This is a genomic window from Paenibacillus sp. OSY-SE (genome assembly GCF_000283315.1).
Lineage (GTDB): Bacteria > Bacillota > Bacilli > Paenibacillales > Paenibacillaceae > Paenibacillus_B > Paenibacillus_B profundus.
Genome location: NZ_ALKF01000203.1, coordinates 59,081 through 76,807, shown reverse-complemented (window position 1 = coordinate 76,807; position 17,727 = coordinate 59,081). Strand labels below are relative to the sequence as shown.

The following is a 17,727-nucleotide window of genomic DNA, read 5'->3' as shown; positions in this document are numbered from 1 at the left end:
CACAACAGCCTCTAGAATAGCAGCAGCGGGTACGGGTTTCTAATGCCAGGTCATGGTTATAGTTGGGGCTCAAAAAAATGAAGACGATTGCCAAAGGAATCCGTAATAGACAATGACTTATCGTCGTGATCCAAGCCAGGACGAGCATGTTTATATTGCTTTGTTGTGAGTCGTTCGTACAGGTATTCAATGTTAGCAACAGCAATACGGATAGCGGAGCCGGGACAACAATCTCCATAATGCTCTGACAGATGAATGACACATTCACCGCTCGAAACTTGTATTTATAAAGGAAGATCAGGCTCATATCGATGCTCCCAATCCACCTTGAATTCCAGAAAATCAATATAAAACTCTTTCGCTTTCTCTACGTTAAATATACGAAAGATCGGTGTGACCGTTTTCATGTGAATTTCCAACCCAATCACCTCACACGGTTTCGATATTGCCTTCTTCTTATGCTTCTGTATCCTGTACATGAAATTCTTGTTGCTCCTCGCACCTATCATATACGATGATAGAAAGAACGAAACCCTTTCATGCTGCTAGAAACAAGTATATGCCATATAATTCCACGAGTCTAGCTTTCCACTTCATTCGCATCCGTGGAGACGGATATCACTTGCGAATTACGCTCCAGAGAAAACCTCTTTGTTCGACAGCAGCCCGATAAAATGAGTGGCATTATCCGAAGGAAGCTCATTCAGCATCGTTATAGCATACTGATGATCGAGCTCCAGAATGTATTTTTTTGCTGCAGCGGATGAAGCTCAGCGAAAATATGCCCAAATTCAGCTGGGGACAAGAAGGAATAGGCTCGCAAGCGTTTTGTCTCATCGAGCTCCATAAACAAGTTCACCTGATCCATGGAGTGCATATTCAGGAAATCTCTGCGAAAGTTTTCCTTCTTCCCTTCTTTCAACGACTGTAATATATAGTACGTATATTCTTCCTTGAATTGATATTCATTTAGCCTAATCATCATACAAGACTCCTTTCATCCAAAATGTTTATGCCTTCCGCTTGACATCACAAATTCTCGACATCTACCTTTAACACATGGTCCACTTTCTTAATGTAATAATATATTTCCGTCGTATACTGACTTTCCGGCACGGACAGCACCAAATCGATGAGCTGTCGTTCGTTATCGAGATCCTTAAGCTTTAAATGCCGTATTTTGAATTCATCTTTTTTGGTATGGCCAAACTGACCTTTACGTTCGAGCATCTTGATTAATTCAGTCATGCGCAAATTGGATTCCACTACAATCTTGACGGCGACATCGTACCGATTCAGCCTTGCCGGTCCAATTGATTTGATGAGGTAGGGCACGACATTAACAGCCGCAATCATCAGGATGACGCCACATGCCGCTTCCGCATAGAACCCTGCCCCGATCGCAATGCCAAGCGCCGAAGCTGACCATATAAGCGCCGCAGAGGTCAGGCCCGAAATAACCTCGTTGCTTCTTCGCAAAATGACACCCGCCCCAATGAACCCGACTCCGCTTACAATCTGCGCGGCCAATCGCATCGGATCCATATTCGGGTGATCCGCACCGCCAAATTTGCCGAATGCTTCAATCGAAACGATGGTGAGCAGACAGCTGGCGATACAGATGATCATACTAGGCCTTAATCCCAATTGTTTTTGTTTAATTTGTCTATCGATTCCGATGAGCATTCCAAAGAATAAAGCAATTCCCAGCTTAAGCACCATTTCCATAGTCAACGCTATCACCTCTCTATAGATCAAAAAAAGCTCTCCCGGAAAGGGAGAGCTAGCAATGTCCTTGTGTGGCTCGCATGTCAAATAAACCTGCTTGAACAGACCCATCCTGCTTGACGGGATCGGTGAACATCCAAACACGGGGAACATGGGAGCGGCAAAAGAACAGAGCTCTTCCTCTTCACAGCAAATGAACAGACTGAAAACATGACATTTCGGCCCGGGCTGCTATCCATTAACATATTCCCCCTTTCCAACAAATATAAATCCTGCAAGCATTCTGGATTCTACTTCAGATGAATCATGTTGTCAATAGGTGTCTGCATCGAAATTATCGCTGGCGATTCTTCTATCATTTCTCCGACTCCCCGGATTAGCTTCTTCACATCATACGTTTTAGGCTTGAGCACAGACAGTAAATAGTGAATGGCTACTTCAGGATCAACCTTGTCCCCGCAGGTGTAACAATCCAAAGCTGCGAACCCTTTTTCCGGATACGTATGAATCGAGAGATGGCTCTCTGACAATAACAAAAGTACGGTAGCCCCTTGGGGCTCAAATTGCTGTTCCGACACGGACAACACGGTTGCTCCACATTTTTCTGCGGCTTCGATCAGTTGGTTCTGTAAAAATTCAGCATTATTAATCCGGTCAAAATCAACTTCCCATAAGTCAGCCACGACGTGTCTTCCATACGTAGAGTAGGTCATTTGGTATTTCCCCTTTCTGGGGAGAAGACAATCAGCTTGCTGTTCCCAACCTGATTATCTGCTGATGGCAGCACCATGCGAGCGCTTATCCTCCCCGCTCCTTGTTATGAGTAGTTTTGATTGCGATTGTCGACTGTCACTACTGTCCATGGTGCATACCCCCTTTGTTGCACACAAAATAGTAAAATACTGACAAGGAAATCGTACTTCCTGATTATCCAATTGTCAATCCTAACAAACTGCTTTGTTATGCCCATTTTTCTCATATTTACCGAACCGCATACACAGCAGCGGCATCCCATCGAACAAAATTACAGCTTGACAAACGAAAATATAAGACTTAAGATGACAAGGAATTAAATAAGTCCTCGTTAGGTGAGGCTCCTATACAAACAGAGGCCACTGCCCAGAAATATCGAAAGATGCCCATGGGTAGAACAGGAACTGCCGGATTAAGGCTTTTCTTAAGGTGGCTAAGAGACATTGCATCTCTTTACGTTGTATAGTGCCAAAACTCGACTAGGGGGATCCGGAAGCTTTTTTGCGTGCGTTTCTAACCCTCTAGGTCTCCTGGAGGGTTTTTATTTTGCAGAGGGGGGAACATCCTTGGACAGTGGACCAACCAGCCGATTATGTAAGTTCAACCGATATCCTGTACTGAAGGAGAGCTGGCTTTGTCATGCTCTTGCGTGTTTCCCATACTTTTATTTCCATTCAAACTGCAGATGCAGGCGGGTGTATTTAAGTATGCGCAGTTGAGACATGCAAGCCCATGGTGAATGCTCGGAACACTCGCTCTCCCTCCAACAGGGAGAGCTTTTTTGCGTTCATTTTGAAGTGAAGTGGAACAGGCGCTTTCAATCGAAAACGCGTGTTGTGTAGAGAGGAGTTAGAATAATGAACAAACCAACGAAAGATAAAGAAAAGCAAAACCGCGAGATCGCGGAACGTTTAATCCAAGCTTCCATCGTCCACGAAGAGGATTTGATGGAAGAGCTTGGCACAAGTTCTGGGGGGCTCACGGACATAGAAGCCAACAAGAGACTGGTACAATACGGGAAAAATCAAGTGGCGCACGAGAAAACACCAGCATGGTATGTCCAATTGCTTGCCTGCTTCAAAAACCCGTTTATTCTCATCCTGCTTTCCTTGGCCTTATTCTCATATATCGTCGATGATGATATCGAAGCCGTCGTCATTATTACAACCATGGTTACCGTTAGTGTCATCATTACATTCACGCAAGAATTTCGTTCCGCACGCACCGCCGAGAAGCTGAAAGAGATGGTCAAAACGACAGCAACGGTGAACCGTCAAGCTAAGCGCAAAGAAATTGATCTGGAACTGCTCGTCCCCGGTGATATCATCCATCTCTCCGCAGGCGACATGGTGCCGGCAGATGTCAGACTCGTTCACTCGAAGGATCTGTTTGTCGGAGAATCCGCTTTGACCGGTGAAGCGATGCCTGTGGAGAAGCTGGATACGCTGCCGCGCGGCGCCTCGAAGTTGGCTCGCAATCGCAACCAACTGACGCCCACCAATGCGCTGGAACTGAACAATATGTGCTATATGGGCACGAATGTAATCAGTGGTTCAGCCTCCGCTGTCGTCGTGTCGACGGGTGACCATACCTACTTCGGTTCAATGGCCAGCACCTTAATCGGCAAGCCGCCGCTTACGAGCTTCGACAAAGGCGTCAAGAGCGTTACCTTCGTGCTTATTCGCTTCATGCTCATTATGGTTCCCATTATATTCCTTATCAACGGGTTCACAAAAGGAGATTGGATGGACGCACTGTTCTTCGGCTTATCCGTTGCGGTCGGCCTTACGCCGGAAATGCTGCCGGTTGTCGTGGCTGGCAATCTTGCCAAAGGCGCATCGATTATGGCGCGGAACAAAGTGGTCGTTAAACGGCTCAATTCAATTCAGAACTTCGGTGCCATGGACATCTTATGTACGGACAAAACCGGCACTTTGACCCAGGACAAAATTATTTTGGAACGTCATCTGGACATCAATGGCGAAGAAGATAATCAAGTGTTGGAATATGCTTATCTGAATAGCTACCACCAGACCGGGTTGAAAAACTTGCTGGATGTGGCGGTTCTGGAGCATGCGGAACTGTCGGATGTGTTGGGCGCAGAGAATAACTATTCGAAATTCGATGAGATTCCGTTCGACTTCAACCGCCGCCGCATGTCCGTCGTACTGGAGAAACGGGGCAACGGACATCTGCTCATCTGCAAAGGAGCTATGGAGGAAGTTCTGAGCATTTGTTCGCATGTGTCCGACAACGGGCAGATCGTCCCCCTCACGCCAGAACGAGCCGACCGGGCGCAACGATTGGTCAACAGCTTGAACATGGACGGCTTGCGAGTCATCGCCGTAGCCATTAAGCAAATGGCGGCAACAGACGAACCGTATGGCGTAAAAGACGAACAGGAGCTCGTACTGGCCGGATATATCGGCTTCCTTGATCCGCCGAAAGAAACGGCGCGGGAGGCCATTCGGGCCCTGAAAGACAGCGGTGTGGAAGTAAAAATTATTACCGGAGATAACGCAGCGGTTACCCGCAAAGTATGTAAAGATGTCGGGCTTACTATCAGTGATATCGTGCTTGGAAGTGAGATAGAACGATTAACGGATCAACAGTTGGCCGATGTCGCCGAAAGCACTAATGTCTTTGCCAAAGTGAATCCACTGCAAAAGGCGCGAATCGTCCGTGTCTTGAAAAGCAAAGGGCACACGGTCGGATTTATGGGCGACGGCATTAATGATGCAGTGTCGCTCAAAGAAGCGGATGTCGGTATTTCCGTAGATACGGCTGTCGATATTTCCAAGGAATCGGCAGACATCATATTGCTGGAAAAAAGCTTGATGGTACTGGAACGCGGCGTAATCGAAGGCCGTAAAACATTCGGAAACATGATCAAATATATTAAAATGACCGCAAGTTCGAACTTCGGCAACGTATTCAGCGTACTGGTCGCAAGCGCCTTTCTCCCATTTCTGCCAATGCTGCCGATTCATCTGCTGATTCAAAATTTGTTCTATGATATTTCCCAGCTCTCCATTCCTTGGGACCATATGGATAAGGAGTATTTACGCAAACCTCGGAAATGGGACTCGAAGTCTGTCAGCAGATTTATGATATTCATTGGCCCAATCAGTTCCATTTTTGATATCACTACCTACGCCTTGATGTGGTACATCTTCTCAGCCAATTCAATCGATCAGCAGACGTTGTTCCATTCCGGTTGGTTTATCGAAGGGCTCCTATCGCAGACACTGATCGTGCATATGATTCGTACCGAGAAAATTCCATTCATCCAGAGCAGAGCCAGCATGCCTGTGTTATTGCTGACCTGTGCCATTATGATCGCGGGTATTTTTGTCCCGTTCTCGGGCTTTGGCGCGAGTCTCGGCTTGCAGCCGCTGCCAATGGAATATTTCCCATGGCTGGTGGGAACGTTGCTGTGCTATTGCGTGCTGACTCAACTGGTCAAAAAATGGTACATTCGCAAATTCAACGAATGGCTGTAACGGGGAGGCTATGTCTTGCATGTCTTGCCGTCGTAAGCAACAAGGGAGCCATTATGAAATGCTGGGGGCTATGCCCCCAGCCTCTTTCATTTTAATGCCTGCAATCTGCCACTTAGCCAAGGCGAATTTTCGCTTCCTATTATAATAGAAGCTTTTCAACTTACAACATTAGCTTCTCCTTCATAATGCTTCTAATTATGTTGCATTCACATAAAGTAATCCCGGTACCACAAACCCAAAATAAAAACGATTTGAAAAATGCACAATAAAGCAAAGAGAATGAGAACAATCGATAGAGCCGCATATATCACTATTTTTATAAATAGTTTTAGCCTCTTCTTCACTCCCATGCCCTCCAAAAAAGCAAGTTCGAATGGAAAAACGTAACTAATGAATTATTTCCCTTCCGCTATATGTGTTATCATAATACATTTTCTTTAGGTATGCGTTATGTTTGATGATGTCTTTTATCCGGTGAAATCAAAAAAGAGCCGTTTGTAAGGCCCTTAATAGGAGAAATCATCGTTGTGTCCAAGCGCCTCATTCTGGCGATTCGCTTCTCTTCCACTTCCTGAAACGCAGATCATGAGCCAGCGCCAGCCATAAACAAAAACCTCCTGCAATCATTAAAGCGACAGTCAAAATCGGATATAATGAATTCATGATGCGCTCTTCCCCCTCATCGATTTTTCTTACTATATAAGTTGAACTAAATATAAGTTGAACTAAAAACCTTCCGATAATTGATAGTGTTGGATGACTTTCACCCACTACATCTCAAACATGTCCTTTCTCAAATGGGTGATAATGATTATCATTAATTGTATTGTAATACAAAACATGCAGCCCTTTCAATACCGATATTCTCGGATAAGAACAGTAAGTAGCCTCTTCCAGTTAGAACGTCTAACGATATTGGATTATAAAGAGCCTCGCGCTGGCGATTATCGCAGCGTGGGGCTCTGTTAAATTGTAGGCTTCGTCCACCAATGGGCAGCCTCAAAAAAATACGTTACACCATACCCAAAGGTGAAAAAGCAATACTTGTCGTTACAATGACAACTGGCCGTGGGAACTAACCCGCGGCTTTTTCTTTTTTATGTATTTATGAAATAATAACCTGCCAAATGAACAGATTGCTCTTTTTTAGGATGTCACAAGAAATTTAATATCATGAGGGGGGATGAGAAGGAACTATATTGATAAAACTATTCCTGAATAAGGGGGTGTTATGGGTGGATAAAACGACAAAAAACGGACTGAAGAATTTAGAAAAGACCATTAAAGCTCAAGATTTTACTCAGGAAGAAAAAGATAGCCCACATTCTGAAACTGTAAAATCCGAGAAGATCCGTTACGAAAACGCTGATAGCATTTACGAATAGATGTGGTGACCCGCCTGATGAGTCCGAAGGCGGCAGACAATGGCACCCGTCCTATCGACTTCTATGTAAGAAAGGTAAATAAAAGTGGATTATGAGGACGAGTAATTTGATCGGGCTACAAAGGAACTGCAGGCGAGAGTGGATGCAAAGAAGTAAGGAACGGAGCCGTGGGATATTTCCCTGCGGTTTCTTATATGTTCTTTTGCAGAATAAAAATAACCGGACGCTTTTGTATGTCCTATCCTAAGCCTTCTTTGCAATAAAGAGGTAGATGCCTGTTTAGCTGCAGCGACAATCTTTACAGCCGTAATATATAATTCATCCGACTCGCCTTTATCTTCGACTGTTCCTTTCGTTTCATCGGAACGTTCCATCGTTATCATCCTTTCTAGGGAAATAAAAAAGCATCACTATGGGGGCTTATAAAGCGCTCTGAAATTAAAGTATATCATCAATAAGGAAGCCGAGCCTGTACTGCGTCATATAATCATCTATTTTATCTACCACAATATACAGTTTAGCTCCGTCAGGAATGTATATATTGCTAATTATGTGGGATGGAAGAGTACTTGCATAAAGCAAATCTGTCTTTCGCCCGTTGATATATTCCATAAGAAATCCTAATCTAAATTTATTGGAATCGCTACTTGGGTTCAAAAAAGAGGTAAGCATCTTCATCTTCCCGGTGTTGTTGGTCCAAGTAAACCAATTTTTATCCTTACTGTTGGAAATATACAATTCTATACTTGAAGGAGGGAATAAGTTAATTGCACTCTCCTTTGTGTCTCCTACACCAACAGCAGCAAATGCATTCTGTGAAAATACTAGAACCATAACAAATACAAAAAACATCGAAAATGACTTTTTAAATTTCACAGGTATTCCACCCTTCGCATTATGTAGAGTCATCTGTCTCTTATTACCCATTCTACTAATATATCCCTAATTAAGTACATAGTCCTAAAGCATTAATATACTAACATTTTACTTTTATCAACATATTCCCCCAGATAGCAACATAAAAAAGCCGCTCCGTTGTTCGAAGCGGCAGCAATATAAATATTACATCAGGCTCGACCAAATAATCTGCTTCGTTCCCAGTACAGATAGCGGAACCCATGAGCTGACAGAGGGAACGAAAAACACGACTACCATTTGCTCCGTCGGGTCGACGAACAATGCCGAACGACCAGCGCCTTCTAATTGGAAAGTTCCTTGTGTTTCAAAGGACGTCATATGATCTGCTGCAATGTCGAAGCCAAGCGCATGGGGCTTATCTTGAAGCTTGCCTCCCCACTGATAAGCAGGCTTGCCGAACAGATGCCGGCGTGTCATCAGTTCAACCGTTCTGCGCCCTAATATCCGCTCACTGTTCCAAGCTCCACCGTTTAAGAGCATCTGCCCGAATTTCCACATATCGTGTAAGGTTGAATAAAGCCCGCTGTCCGATCGAGGGGGAAGCTTGGCATAATCCTCCTGTGGCTTTAACAAATTGACGTCCCATTGATCGACAACACACACCTGCCCATGCAACGATTCCGGTACGTCGAAGAATGTGCGCTCCAGTTGCAACGGCTCAATAATGTTCTCAATGACGAACGATTCGAACGGAACCCCAGATACTCGTTGTATGATTTCACCTAACAGCAAAAATCCTGCGGACGAATAATTGTACGCTTCGCCCGGCCTATAGTAGAGCGGTCCTTGCAACACTTTGCGTATCCAATCCTCCATTCCGTTCGTGCCCCACCAAGGGTTCGGATACGGTTCATTGAAGTAACCCCCAACCGGCAGGATGCCGGACGTATGGGTCAACAGATGATATAGCGTAATATCCTGATGCGTAGGATTGTTTAATTCCTCAATGATGGTGCATACGGGCTGATCCAGGTACAGCTTGCCGTCTTCCACCAGCTTCATGAGCGCTACAGTCGTAAATGTCTTCGTGATGGAAGCCAGCTTGCGAATCGAATCCGGCTGCAGATCTCCCCTGTCTGCCGTGCCGTCCAACTTGCCCATTGACTTCCAAGCAGCGACTTTTCCATTCCGGGCGATCAGATAACTGGCCGATTGGATGGATCCGTTTTCAATTAGCGATAGAAAATGCACATCTAATTTACCCAATTGCTGCGGATGCAGCCCAACGTCTTGCGGGGAAGCAGCAGTAATACCTTCGTAAATGTGCAGGCTTGCCGGATTCGTATTCAATAAGTTAGCGCCCATAATTATTCCTCGCCTTCGTTAAAATTAGAAATATATTACACAATTTCACTTCTTACGTCTATAACAAATTCATCACTTCAACAATTGGAGATGATTGGCGTTAATTGTGATGATATGAGATTGTGGGTATAATAAAGTTCATAGTTCTGTTTTATATACTCATGCAGAAGGTGATGGAATGTCTAGTTCATTAATAACAAAAAAAGCGCTTGCAACTTCGCTCAAGGAAGTCATGAACCATGTTCCTTTCAATAAAATTACCGTCAAGCATATCGTGGATAGCTGTGGCTTGAACAGACAAACTTTTTACTATCATTTTCAAGATATATACGATCTGCTCGGTTGGGTCTATAAGACGGAAGCGGTTGAGAGCATCGCCCAATACAGGAGCTATAACACGTGGACACATGGTCTCCTTAAGATTTTCCTCTATATCGAAAATAACAAAGCATTCTGTGTTAACACGCTCAATTCATTAGCAAGAACTCATCTGGACCATTATTTGTATAGCGTCACCACAGAATTGATCATGGGTGTCGTTAACGAAGTTTCGTGCGAAATGGAAGTCAAGGAAAAGGACAAGAAATTTATCGCCAATTTCTATACGCTTGCCTTTACTGGCCTAGTCATTCAATGGATGGAGCACGGAATGAAGGAAGATCCGGAAGAGATGATTGAAAAATTGAACGAATTAGTCGAAGGCAATTTCGCAAAAGCGTTACAGCGATATGAGCACAAACCGCAATAACAATAGTCATACAAGGCGATCCGCCAGTTTGCAATCTGCCTAGCCAAGTTTTTCTTCCCTTTGCCCACCGCACAATTTCCACAATTCTTTTCCTATTTTCGCAAGCATTTTGTTTGAAATATATACACTTTATAACAAATGACTAAAAATCATACAGTCGCTGTTTATTGATTATTCCGCCAGCAGCCGCGATGTAATACATTTAGGTTGCTAAGGAACACAATTAATAATTACCAATGGAGGCGACTGTTATGAACAAGGAATACAACAACAAACAAGTATATTTTGTCGGTGGCGGAATAGCGTCACTTGCAGGTGCTGCTTTCCTGGTTAGAGACTGTGATTTCCCTGGACAAAATATTCATATTATTGAAGAAACGAAAATTCTCGGCGGCAGCAACGACGGTTCTGGCAACGGCGAGCAAGGATATGTAATTCGCGGCGGCCGAATGCTGAATGATGAAACGTACGAGAATACGTGGGATTTGTTGAAATCCATTCCATCTATCGATGATCCTGCTAAATCCGTCAGAGACGAAATCATTGAATTCGATTCGGCCCATCCAACCCATGCCAATGCTAGACTCGTCAATAAAAACGCTGAGGTTCAGGACGTTACATCCATGGGATTTGATATGGCGGACCGGATTGCAATGTCTAAGCTTATCATTACGCCGGAAGAGAAGATGGGTAAAGCTCGCATCCAAGACTGGTTCGGCCCGCACTTCTTTGAGACGAACTTCTGGTATATGTGGGCGACTACGTTCGCTTTCCAGCCTTGGCATAGCGTGGTAGAGCTCAAACGGTATATGATTCGCTTCATGCATGAGTTCCCAAGAATTCAGACGCTTGAAGGCGTAACGAGAACACCGTTCAACCAGTACGATTCACTCACGCTTCCATTGCATAAATATTTGGCTCAGTACGGCGTTGATTTTGATATGAAATGCACGGTGACCGATCTTGATTTCAAAGATTCAAGCGATATCACCGTGACGAAGATTCATTATGTGAAAGAAGGCACAGCAGGTACCATTGACCTCAATGAAGGCGACCTCGTTATCGTTACCAATGGTTCCATGACAGAAGGCTACAGCCTTGGCTCTATGACCAAAGCGCCAAGCTTAAACGGCAAAGGCAGCTCTTGGAAGCTGTGGGATCGGCTCGCCGCCAAGAAGTCTGGCTTAGGCAATCCTTCCTCCTTCGATGATAACATCGATGGTTCAAAGTGGGAGTCCTTCACCGTAACGTGTCAAGATTCGAGATTCTTCGATCTGATGGAAGCCTTCTCCCGCAACAAAGCAGGGACAGGCGCCTTGGTCACCTTTAAAGAGTCCAGCTGGCTGATGTCAATTGTACTGGCGCATCAACCTCACTTCCGCAATCAGCCTGAACATGTCAAAGTATTCTGGGGCTACGGTCTATTCCCAGACAATACAGGCGACTACGTGAAGAAGAAAATGTCTGACTGTACAGGTGAAGAAATACTGACAGAGCTTCTGCATCATCTTAAATTCGATAAAGACATGGACGCGATTATCCAATCCGCCAATTGCATTCCATGTATGATGCCGTATATTACAGCGCAGTTCATGCCGCGCGCAGTCGGCGACCGGCCTCAGGTCGTTCCGCAAGGCTCAACGAACCTGGCATTTGTCGGACAATTCTGTGAGATTCCGGACGATGTCGTATTTACCGAGGAATACTCGGTAAGAGCCGCAAGAATCGCCGTGTATACACTGTTAGGCCTCAATAAGCCGATTGCTCCAATCAATCAGTATCAATATGATGTAAGAACTTTGTTGAATGGACTCGTAACTTCATTCCGCTAAGCGACACATGATTGTGATATGAAATGCATCAGCTTGCCCTTGGCGCTCCTTATCGGAGCATCAAGGGCATTTTGTATTGGGTTAGATGGAGGTCTTATTCGTGGACACATTGGAATAGAGAATGGATACCGATATTTCGCACAATTCATCGGTGTTGTTTTTATAAATGTGACCCGTTTCAGCCGAGAAGGAGATCGCATCCCCTTTCCCAAGCGTGCTTGTCTCCGGTCCGATTTCGATCGTCAGCGTGCCCGCAAACACGGTGACGGATTCAATTACACCGAGCCCATGAGGCTCTGATTGATAAGAACAGCCCGGCAGCAGTCGAGCCCGGAACGTTTCTAATGATATGCCAGGCGCCGCATATGTATTGTAGGCTTCGAACCGCTTATTGTCTTCCCGGAATTGGGGCTGGTCCTCCGCTCGCACGACCTTTAAGGAAGGATTCTCGAATATGAATGCGGTCAAAGGGATTTGAAGTCCGGAAGCAATCTTCCACAGTGTAGCTACCGTCGGATTGGAGCTCCCTCTTTCGATCTGTCCGAGCATCGGCTTGCTGACACCAGTAAGCTCGGCTAAATCGTCCAACGTCATGTTTAACTGCTGCCGATAATGGCGCAAACGTTTGCCAATACGGTCAGAGATTAAGTCTTTTTCCATAACGACCTCCATCAGGTAAAGTAATGTGATTAAAATTAATCACTTTATAAAAAAATGATTAGATTTAGACAAAATATCAGTTGACCACCGCAACAGATATGCTATATTATATCTCGGGAGTTATTATAGCATATTAGAGGAGTAATCGCGGATGGACGGCTATGTATCATCTACAATAACAAAAGAAATTCCATTACGGAACGGTTTTATGAAAGCTGTATCCGATGTGTTTCCGCTTGCGCTCAGCGTGTTCACTTATGGACTTGCCTTCGGAGCGCTGGCGAATAACGCCAATCACTTTACATGGTTGGAAACCGTATCGATGTCTCTGTTCGTGTTCGCCGGAGCGGGACAATTTACCATTCTGTCTCTCCTTCAGCAGGATGCCACACTGTGGACGATTGCAATCAGCACTTTTCTCATTAACGCTCGATATATTATATATGGACTATCGCTTGGCCGGGACCTCGGCCCCGTACATCGCAGGCATCTGCTCTGGTTATCATATGGCATTACGGATGAAAGCTACAGCGTCGGCACGATGCAGGCAAGACAAGGGAAGCTAGGGCTTGGATATATGGCCGGAGCTTGCTTGGTCGTGCTGCTGGCATGGGTGTCGAGCGCGGCGGTCGGATATCAACTGGGAGGGTTTATTACAGACCCGGCCCGTTTCGGACTGGACTTTGCCTTTACGGCAGCTTTTCTCGGGCTTCTCATCGTCATGCTGAAGCATCGCAGTCATTTCTTGGCTGCCGGGCTGGCAGTAATCGCATCCGTGGCCGCCTACCAATGGTTCGGCACGTCCGGAGCTGTATTTGCCGGAGCTGCTGCGGCATTTGCTGTAGGAGTGTATTCGAAATGACGTCAAATACTATCTTTATTGTCATCTGTGTGGCCGCGGCCGCAACATTTCTGACCCGCTACCCGAGCATGGCGCTCAGCCGATACATTAAAGTATCCCCACGAGTTGAACGCGGCTTCCATTATGTGCCTATCGGCGTATTTGCCGCTCTGGTAGCGCCGGCCATCTTCTATCACCCAACGGTGGATGGCAAGATTGAATGGGTGTATTATGTGGCTGTAGCCGTTTCGAGCCTGACCGCTTGGTTCGCCAAAAGTCCGCTGTGGGCGATGATTTCGGGCGTATTGATTATTGCGCTGCTACGGTTGATTTAACGGCGTAAACCTCGAGGATTGCGTTTTTTTGATATTTTGATAATTGATATACACAAAAAGAGCGCATTCTCAGTGAATTCCGCTCTTTTTTGTGTTCCCAATATTCGAATGTGCATCTCATTTACTTCATAATTGCAGCCTCGATTCGTCTCAAGCAGTTTCTCCCAGCCGACAGAATCATAGCTTTTCGTGTAATTACTTCCTTAGCCCGACTATGATAATCTTCCTCCCTTGATTCTCCATCCCCCGAGCCGCTGTTGTTCCTGCCACAGCCTATTATACAATCCGCCTTTTCCCAGCAAATCCTCATGCTTGCCTTCTTCCACAATGCGGCCTTCATCGACGACCAAGATCCAGTCCGCCGCGCGGATTGTTTTCAAGCGATGGGCAATGACCAGCACTGTTTTATCGTAAGCCAGCTTGCCTATAGCTCGCTGCAGATACGCCTCATTTTCCGGATCGAGAGAAGCGGTTGCTTCATCAAGGATAACAATCGGCGCGTCCTTAAGTATGGCCCGGGCAATGGATATGCGTTGCTTCTCCCCCCCAGACAGCGCCGCTCCCCCCTCTCCTGCCACCGTATCGTAGCCTTGCGGCAGCTGTTCAATAAAAGCGTGACAATGTGCAGCCTTAGCCGCTTTCACTACCTCTTCATGTGAAGCTCCCGGCTTCCCCATCCGAATATTGCTTGCGATCGTTTCATTGAATAAGTAAGGCTGCTGCTGCACGGTGCTGACCAAAGCGAGGAGTTCCTCGCTGCGCATATCTCTCACATCGACGCCGCCGATTCGAACGGCTCCTCCTGTGACATCCCAAAAGCGAGATACCAAGCCTGCTATCGTGGACTTGCCTGCGCCTGATGGTCCGACCAGCGCAATGAGCTTGTGCTCCGGCACCCTAAAATCAATCCCTCTTAAAACTTCCTTCTCCTCATATCGAAAACGCACATCGCTAAATTCAATATCGAAGGAGACGGGGATCTGGGGCTGTTCAGGCTCTGACAGCGGTGGTTCGGCAAAGATGCCGCGTATGCGCTCACCCGCCGAGGCCATATACCGCATCTGTGTCAAAGCCGCCCCAGCCGAGCGCAGCGGTTGATAGAACTTCATGCTGACGACCAGAAAGATCAAAAACGCCGCCGTATCCAGCGTGCCCCCTTCTAGCAAATAGCTGCCGATCAGCAGCAGAAACACAAACCCAAGCTCCAGAACAATGGAGAACAGCATCACGACTGGGGACGTCATCGCTTCTACCCGAATACTATCGTCTCGCAGCTGGGCCATCGCGCTATCTAGCCGGGAGAACCGCTGTCCCGTCTGATTGTTGGCTTTGATCAACCGGATCGTCTGCACGTATTCAAGCAAGCGCGAATGCACTGCCGCTGCCGCCTCTTGCCGCTGCTTGCTCCTCCGACTCATCAGAGTCTGGGACCAATATAAAAGAGGAAGCGCCAGTGGTACGGATACGAGTACAGCGAGCGCCAGCCGCCAATCGACGACCAGCAGAAACGCCGCGCTAACGATCGGCAGAATAATCGAACCGATGACATGATTGAACAAGTGGGTTAATATCATTTCCACTTCATCTACATTTGTCAGCAGGGTGTGGCTGATGTCCCCTTGATCCCGGCGAGCGAAGTAACCCATCGGCAGCTTCCGCAAATGCTCACCCAGACGCAAGCGCACATCCTTCATAATCGTGGCGCCATTGCTCTGTGCTTCGATCTGGCCGAGGCTGGAGAACAATGCTTGTACGGCGAACAAGCCAATCAGCAACACCGTCCACCACAGAATTTGCTTTAGCGAAGCCGGCCCCTGAAACAGAGATGCCAGAATGGCATATAAGAGCCCGGCAGGAGCGGCGTTTGCGATCATTTCCAGCACCGTATAGAGAGTCGCCCGAGACAGTAACCCTCTGGAACGCCCCGTAATCAAGCGGATTGTGCTAAACATCGGACTCCTCCTTTCCTTCGAGCGACCACTCCCCGGCATCCCGGTGAGCCTGCCACATACCTGCGTATAATGGACAACTGTGAAGCAACTCATCATGGGTTCCTATTCCGGCTGCTTGACCGTCATCAAACACGACGATGCGATCCGCATCCATAATCGTAGATAGCCGATGCGCAATGACGACAACCGTCTTCCCATGCAACAACCTGCTTAACGCATCCTGTATTTTAGCCTCGTTCTCCGCATCAGCGAACGCGAAAGCTTCATCTAAGATCAGAACCGGCGCGTTCTTCAGAATAGCGCGGGCGATCGCAAGCCGTTGCCGCTCCCCTCCGCTTAGAGGAACGCCACCCTCACCAATTCGCGTATTGTAACCTTCCGGCAGCGCGGAGATAAAATCATGCGCTTGAGCCGCTTGAGCCGCATCAATCATATCACTCTCGCTGGCCCCTTCCTTGCCCATCCGCAGATTGGCAGCTACGGAGTCGCTTACGATAGGAACATCCTGAAAGACGAACGATAGGAGGTCCATCAGATGTTCCGGCGGTATAGAGCGGATATCGAAGCCTCCCAAGCGAATTTCTCCTGCCGCAGGATCGAAGAAACGGGCGATCAGCTGTGCAGCCGTTGATTTCCCCGCTCCGGAAGGACCGACAAAGGCAGTTACCTTGCCATGCTCAGCCGTCAGATCGATTCCTTTCAGCACCTCCCGTTCCCCATAAGCAAATCGAACCTGACGGAAATCAATGTCGAACCGCTGCGGACTATTGGCTTCTGAGCGTGTCGGAACGGATTGCTCCTCTTCGGACAGCACCGCCTCTATTCGGCGGACCCCTTCCAGATTGTTCTGCATCATGTGGCCCAATGTCGAGATTTGCCGCAACGGCGCTGTCAGTCCGACGCCAAGAAGCAGGAACAGTAGCAAGACAGAAAGCGTAATTGCGCCTTGCCCATACAACCAGACGCCCGCAGGCATAATGAACAGCAGCCCCGATTCTAATAGCAGAAGAAACAGGGTATAGAGCGGCGTTTTCTTGCGGGCAATTTGCGTCCATAAGCTCGCGTAGCTCTCTACCGAATGGCGATATCGAGCGAACGAATGCACGGTCTGGTTAAACGACTTGATGACCGGCATCGCATGTACGAACTCAACGATGGCTCCATTCATCGTTTCCGATAGATCATGCATTCGTTGCATATCATCGCTACGGCGACCGTGAGCCGACATCAACCCCTGAACGGCAAAGGCGGCGGGTATCGGCAGCAGCGCAGCGATACCTAGACGCCAATCGACAGCGAACAGGTACGCCGTCGTTAGCAACGGCGCGATGATCGACGCCGTCAGATCCGGCAGATGATGCGCGATGAACGACTCAATGCGCTCGACATCGTCGGCAATAACTTTATTGAGCCGTCCAGAATGCTGCGTACTAAAAAAACCGAGCGGCAGCTTCCCCAGCTTCTCGATCAGACGTACACGCAAGTCATACAACACGTGAAACGCAGCAGTGTGCGCCAGCATCGTCGAGGCCCCCATCGAGGCGAACCGCAGCAATACAGCAATACATGCAACCAGAATGAGCTGCCGGATCGCTGACACATCGGCCTGTGGATGGAGAAGACCTTCCGCCATGCGATACACGATGACAAAAGGAATTAACGCAAATACAGCGCTGGCCGCAGAGCACAGACAAGACAATATTAGTTTTCTGCGCTGCTTGCCGGCCAGTCGAAGCAGAAATCGCAATGATTTTGACTGTGCCATCT

General features: G+C 47.1%; 16 protein-coding genes, 1 pseudogene and 1 riboswitch. Of the genes and pseudogenes, 6 read left to right on the top strand and 11 right to left on the bottom strand.

Translation table 11 applies throughout. The annotated features are described in order from the left end of the window. Window positions 1-56: 56 nt before the first annotated feature. From A372_RS38900 to speD, 4 genes and pseudogenes are all read right to left on the bottom strand, one after another. A pseudogene (locus A372_RS38900) lies at window positions 57-407 on the bottom strand (glyoxalase superfamily protein). Between the two features lie 305 nt (window positions 408-712). Further along, complete coding sequence (locus tag A372_RS0129205) at window positions 713-985, bottom strand: hypothetical protein (protein ID WP_157259799.1); 273 nt, start codon at window positions 983-985, stop codon at window positions 713-715. A 44-nt stretch (window positions 986-1,029) separates the two neighbouring features. Beyond that, window positions 1,030-1,728 (bottom strand): MgtC/SapB family protein, encoded by a 699-nt coding sequence (locus tag A372_RS0129200; RefSeq protein WP_019424482.1) that lies wholly within the window; start codon window positions 1,726-1,728, stop codon window positions 1,030-1,032. Window positions 1,729-2,018: 290 nt separating this feature from the next. Continuing rightward, window positions 2,019-2,441, bottom strand: a complete 423-nt coding sequence (gene speD / locus A372_RS0129195; RefSeq protein WP_019424481.1) for an adenosylmethionine decarboxylase — start codon at window positions 2,439-2,441, stop codon at window positions 2,019-2,021. Between the two features lie 360 nt (window positions 2,442-2,801). Continuing rightward, window positions 2,802-2,974: riboswitch (M-box (ykoK) riboswitch) on the top strand. 364 nt (window positions 2,975-3,338) lie between these two features. On the opposite strand from speD, the gene mgtA reads away from it, so the two are divergent. Further along, the gene (gene mgtA, locus A372_RS0129185) at window positions 3,339-5,984 is read left to right on the top strand and encodes a magnesium-translocating P-type ATPase (protein WP_019424480.1); all 2,646 of its coding nucleotides are present in this window, start codon (window positions 3,339-3,341) and stop codon (window positions 5,982-5,984) included. Between the two features lie 540 nt (window positions 5,985-6,524). On the opposite strand, the gene A372_RS39185 is transcribed toward mgtA, so the two are convergent. Then, window positions 6,525-6,647 carry a hypothetical protein gene (locus A372_RS39185; RefSeq protein ID WP_019424478.1) on the bottom strand — a complete coding sequence of 41 codons (123 nt, stop codon included), beginning with the start codon at window positions 6,645-6,647 and terminating at the stop codon, window positions 6,525-6,527. 572 nt (window positions 6,648-7,219) lie between these two features. On the opposite strand from A372_RS39185, the gene A372_RS0129170 reads away from it, so the two are divergent. After that, the gene (locus A372_RS0129170; protein ID WP_157259797.1) at window positions 7,220-7,369 is read left to right on the top strand and encodes a hypothetical protein; all 150 of its coding nucleotides are present in this window, start codon (window positions 7,220-7,222) and stop codon (window positions 7,367-7,369) included. A gap of 89 nt (window positions 7,370-7,458) precedes the next feature. Here the strand turns inward: A372_RS0129170 and A372_RS36800 are convergent, their stop codons facing one another. The 3 genes from A372_RS36800 to A372_RS0129160 form a co-directional block, all read right to left on the bottom strand. Continuing rightward, complete coding sequence (locus tag A372_RS36800) at window positions 7,459-7,743, bottom strand: DNA translocase FtsK (protein WP_237728655.1); 285 nt, start codon at window positions 7,741-7,743, stop codon at window positions 7,459-7,461. Between the two features lie 64 nt (window positions 7,744-7,807). Then, entirely contained in the window at window positions 7,808-8,245 is a 438-nt protein-coding gene (locus A372_RS0129165; RefSeq protein WP_157259795.1) for a hypothetical protein, read from the bottom strand. A gap of 186 nt (window positions 8,246-8,431) precedes the next feature. Further along, window positions 8,432-9,592, bottom strand: a complete 1,161-nt coding sequence (locus A372_RS0129160) for a serine hydrolase domain-containing protein (protein ID WP_019424475.1) — start codon at window positions 9,590-9,592, stop codon at window positions 8,432-8,434. 178 nt (window positions 9,593-9,770) lie between these two features. Between A372_RS0129160 and dhaS the strand changes: the two genes are divergently transcribed. Further along, window positions 9,771-10,340, top strand: a complete 570-nt coding sequence (gene dhaS, locus A372_RS0129155; RefSeq protein ID WP_019424474.1) for a dihydroxyacetone kinase transcriptional activator DhaS — start codon at window positions 9,771-9,773, stop codon at window positions 10,338-10,340. 251 nt (window positions 10,341-10,591) lie between these two features. Then, complete coding sequence (locus A372_RS0129150; protein ID WP_019424473.1) at window positions 10,592-12,172, top strand: oleate hydratase; 1,581 nt, start codon at window positions 10,592-10,594, stop codon at window positions 12,170-12,172. 81 nt (window positions 12,173-12,253) lie between these two features. Here the strand turns inward: A372_RS0129150 and A372_RS0129145 are convergent, their stop codons facing one another. Next, on the bottom strand, window positions 12,254-12,832 hold the full coding sequence (locus A372_RS0129145; protein ID WP_019424472.1) for a helix-turn-helix domain-containing protein: 579 nt from the start codon (window positions 12,830-12,832) through the stop codon (window positions 12,254-12,256). 151 nt (window positions 12,833-12,983) lie between these two features. Between A372_RS0129145 and A372_RS0129140 the strand changes: the two genes are divergently transcribed. Together A372_RS0129140 and A372_RS0129135 are read left to right on the top strand one after the other, a co-directional pair. Continuing rightward, on the top strand, window positions 12,984-13,694 hold the full coding sequence (locus A372_RS0129140) for an AzlC family ABC transporter permease (protein ID WP_019424471.1): 711 nt from the start codon (window positions 12,984-12,986) through the stop codon (window positions 13,692-13,694). Beyond that, window positions 13,691-14,008, top strand: coding sequence for an AzlD domain-containing protein (locus tag A372_RS0129135; protein WP_019424470.1), 318 nt, complete (start codon window positions 13,691-13,693; stop codon window positions 14,006-14,008). The genes A372_RS0129140 and A372_RS0129135 overlap by 4 nt, the downstream gene beginning before the upstream one ends. Window positions 14,009-14,220: 212 nt before the next feature. On the opposite strand, the gene A372_RS0129130 is transcribed toward A372_RS0129135, so the two are convergent. Together A372_RS0129130 and A372_RS0129125 are read right to left on the bottom strand one after the other, a co-directional pair. Next, window positions 14,221-15,960: an ABC transporter ATP-binding protein gene (locus A372_RS0129130; protein ID WP_019424469.1), complete on the bottom strand. Its 1,740-nt coding sequence runs from the start codon at window positions 15,958-15,960 to the stop codon at window positions 14,221-14,223. Beyond that, window positions 15,953-17,725, bottom strand: coding sequence for an ABC transporter ATP-binding protein (locus tag A372_RS0129125; protein ID WP_019424468.1), 1,773 nt, complete (start codon window positions 17,723-17,725; stop codon window positions 15,953-15,955). Before A372_RS0129125 ends, A372_RS0129130 begins: the two co-directional genes overlap by 8 nt. Window positions 17,726-17,727: the final 2 nt, after the last annotated feature.

Excerpts from the sequence above, each read along its gene's own strand:
- A372_RS0129205 (WP_157259799.1), bottom strand. The coding sequence starts at position 985 with ATGATGATTAGGCTAAATGAATATCAATTCAAGGAAGAATATACGTAC.
- A372_RS0129200 (WP_019424482.1), bottom strand. The coding sequence starts at position 1,728 with ATGGAAATGGTGCTTAAGCTGGGAATTGCTTTATTCTTTGGAATGCTC.
- speD (WP_019424481.1), bottom strand. The coding sequence starts at position 2,441 with ATGACCTACTCTACGTATGGAAGACACGTCGTGGCTGACTTATGGGAA.
- mgtA (WP_019424480.1), top strand. The coding sequence starts at position 3,339 with ATGAACAAACCAACGAAAGATAAAGAAAAGCAAAACCGCGAGATCGCG.
- A372_RS39185 (WP_019424478.1), bottom strand. The coding sequence starts at position 6,647 with ATGAATTCATTATATCCGATTTTGACTGTCGCTTTAATGATTGCAGGA.
- A372_RS36800 (WP_237728655.1), bottom strand. The coding sequence starts at position 7,743 with ATGGAACGTTCCGATGAAACGAAAGGAACAGTCGAAGATAAAGGCGAG.
- A372_RS0129160 (WP_019424475.1), bottom strand. The coding sequence starts at position 9,592 with ATGGGCGCTAACTTATTGAATACGAATCCGGCAAGCCTGCACATTTAC.
- dhaS (WP_019424474.1), top strand. The coding sequence starts at position 9,771 with ATGTCTAGTTCATTAATAACAAAAAAAGCGCTTGCAACTTCGCTCAAG.
- A372_RS0129150 (WP_019424473.1), top strand. The coding sequence starts at position 10,592 with ATGAACAAGGAATACAACAACAAACAAGTATATTTTGTCGGTGGCGGA.
- A372_RS0129145 (WP_019424472.1), bottom strand. The coding sequence starts at position 12,832 with ATGGAAAAAGACTTAATCTCTGACCGTATTGGCAAACGTTTGCGCCAT.
- A372_RS0129140 (WP_019424471.1), top strand. The coding sequence starts at position 12,984 with ATGGACGGCTATGTATCATCTACAATAACAAAAGAAATTCCATTACGG.
- A372_RS0129135 (WP_019424470.1), top strand. The coding sequence starts at position 13,691 with ATGACGTCAAATACTATCTTTATTGTCATCTGTGTGGCCGCGGCCGCA.
- A372_RS0129130 (WP_019424469.1), bottom strand. The coding sequence starts at position 15,960 with ATGTTTAGCACAATCCGCTTGATTACGGGGCGTTCCAGAGGGTTACTG.
- A372_RS0129125 (WP_019424468.1), bottom strand. The coding sequence starts at position 17,725 with ATGGCACAGTCAAAATCATTGCGATTTCTGCTTCGACTGGCCGGCAAG.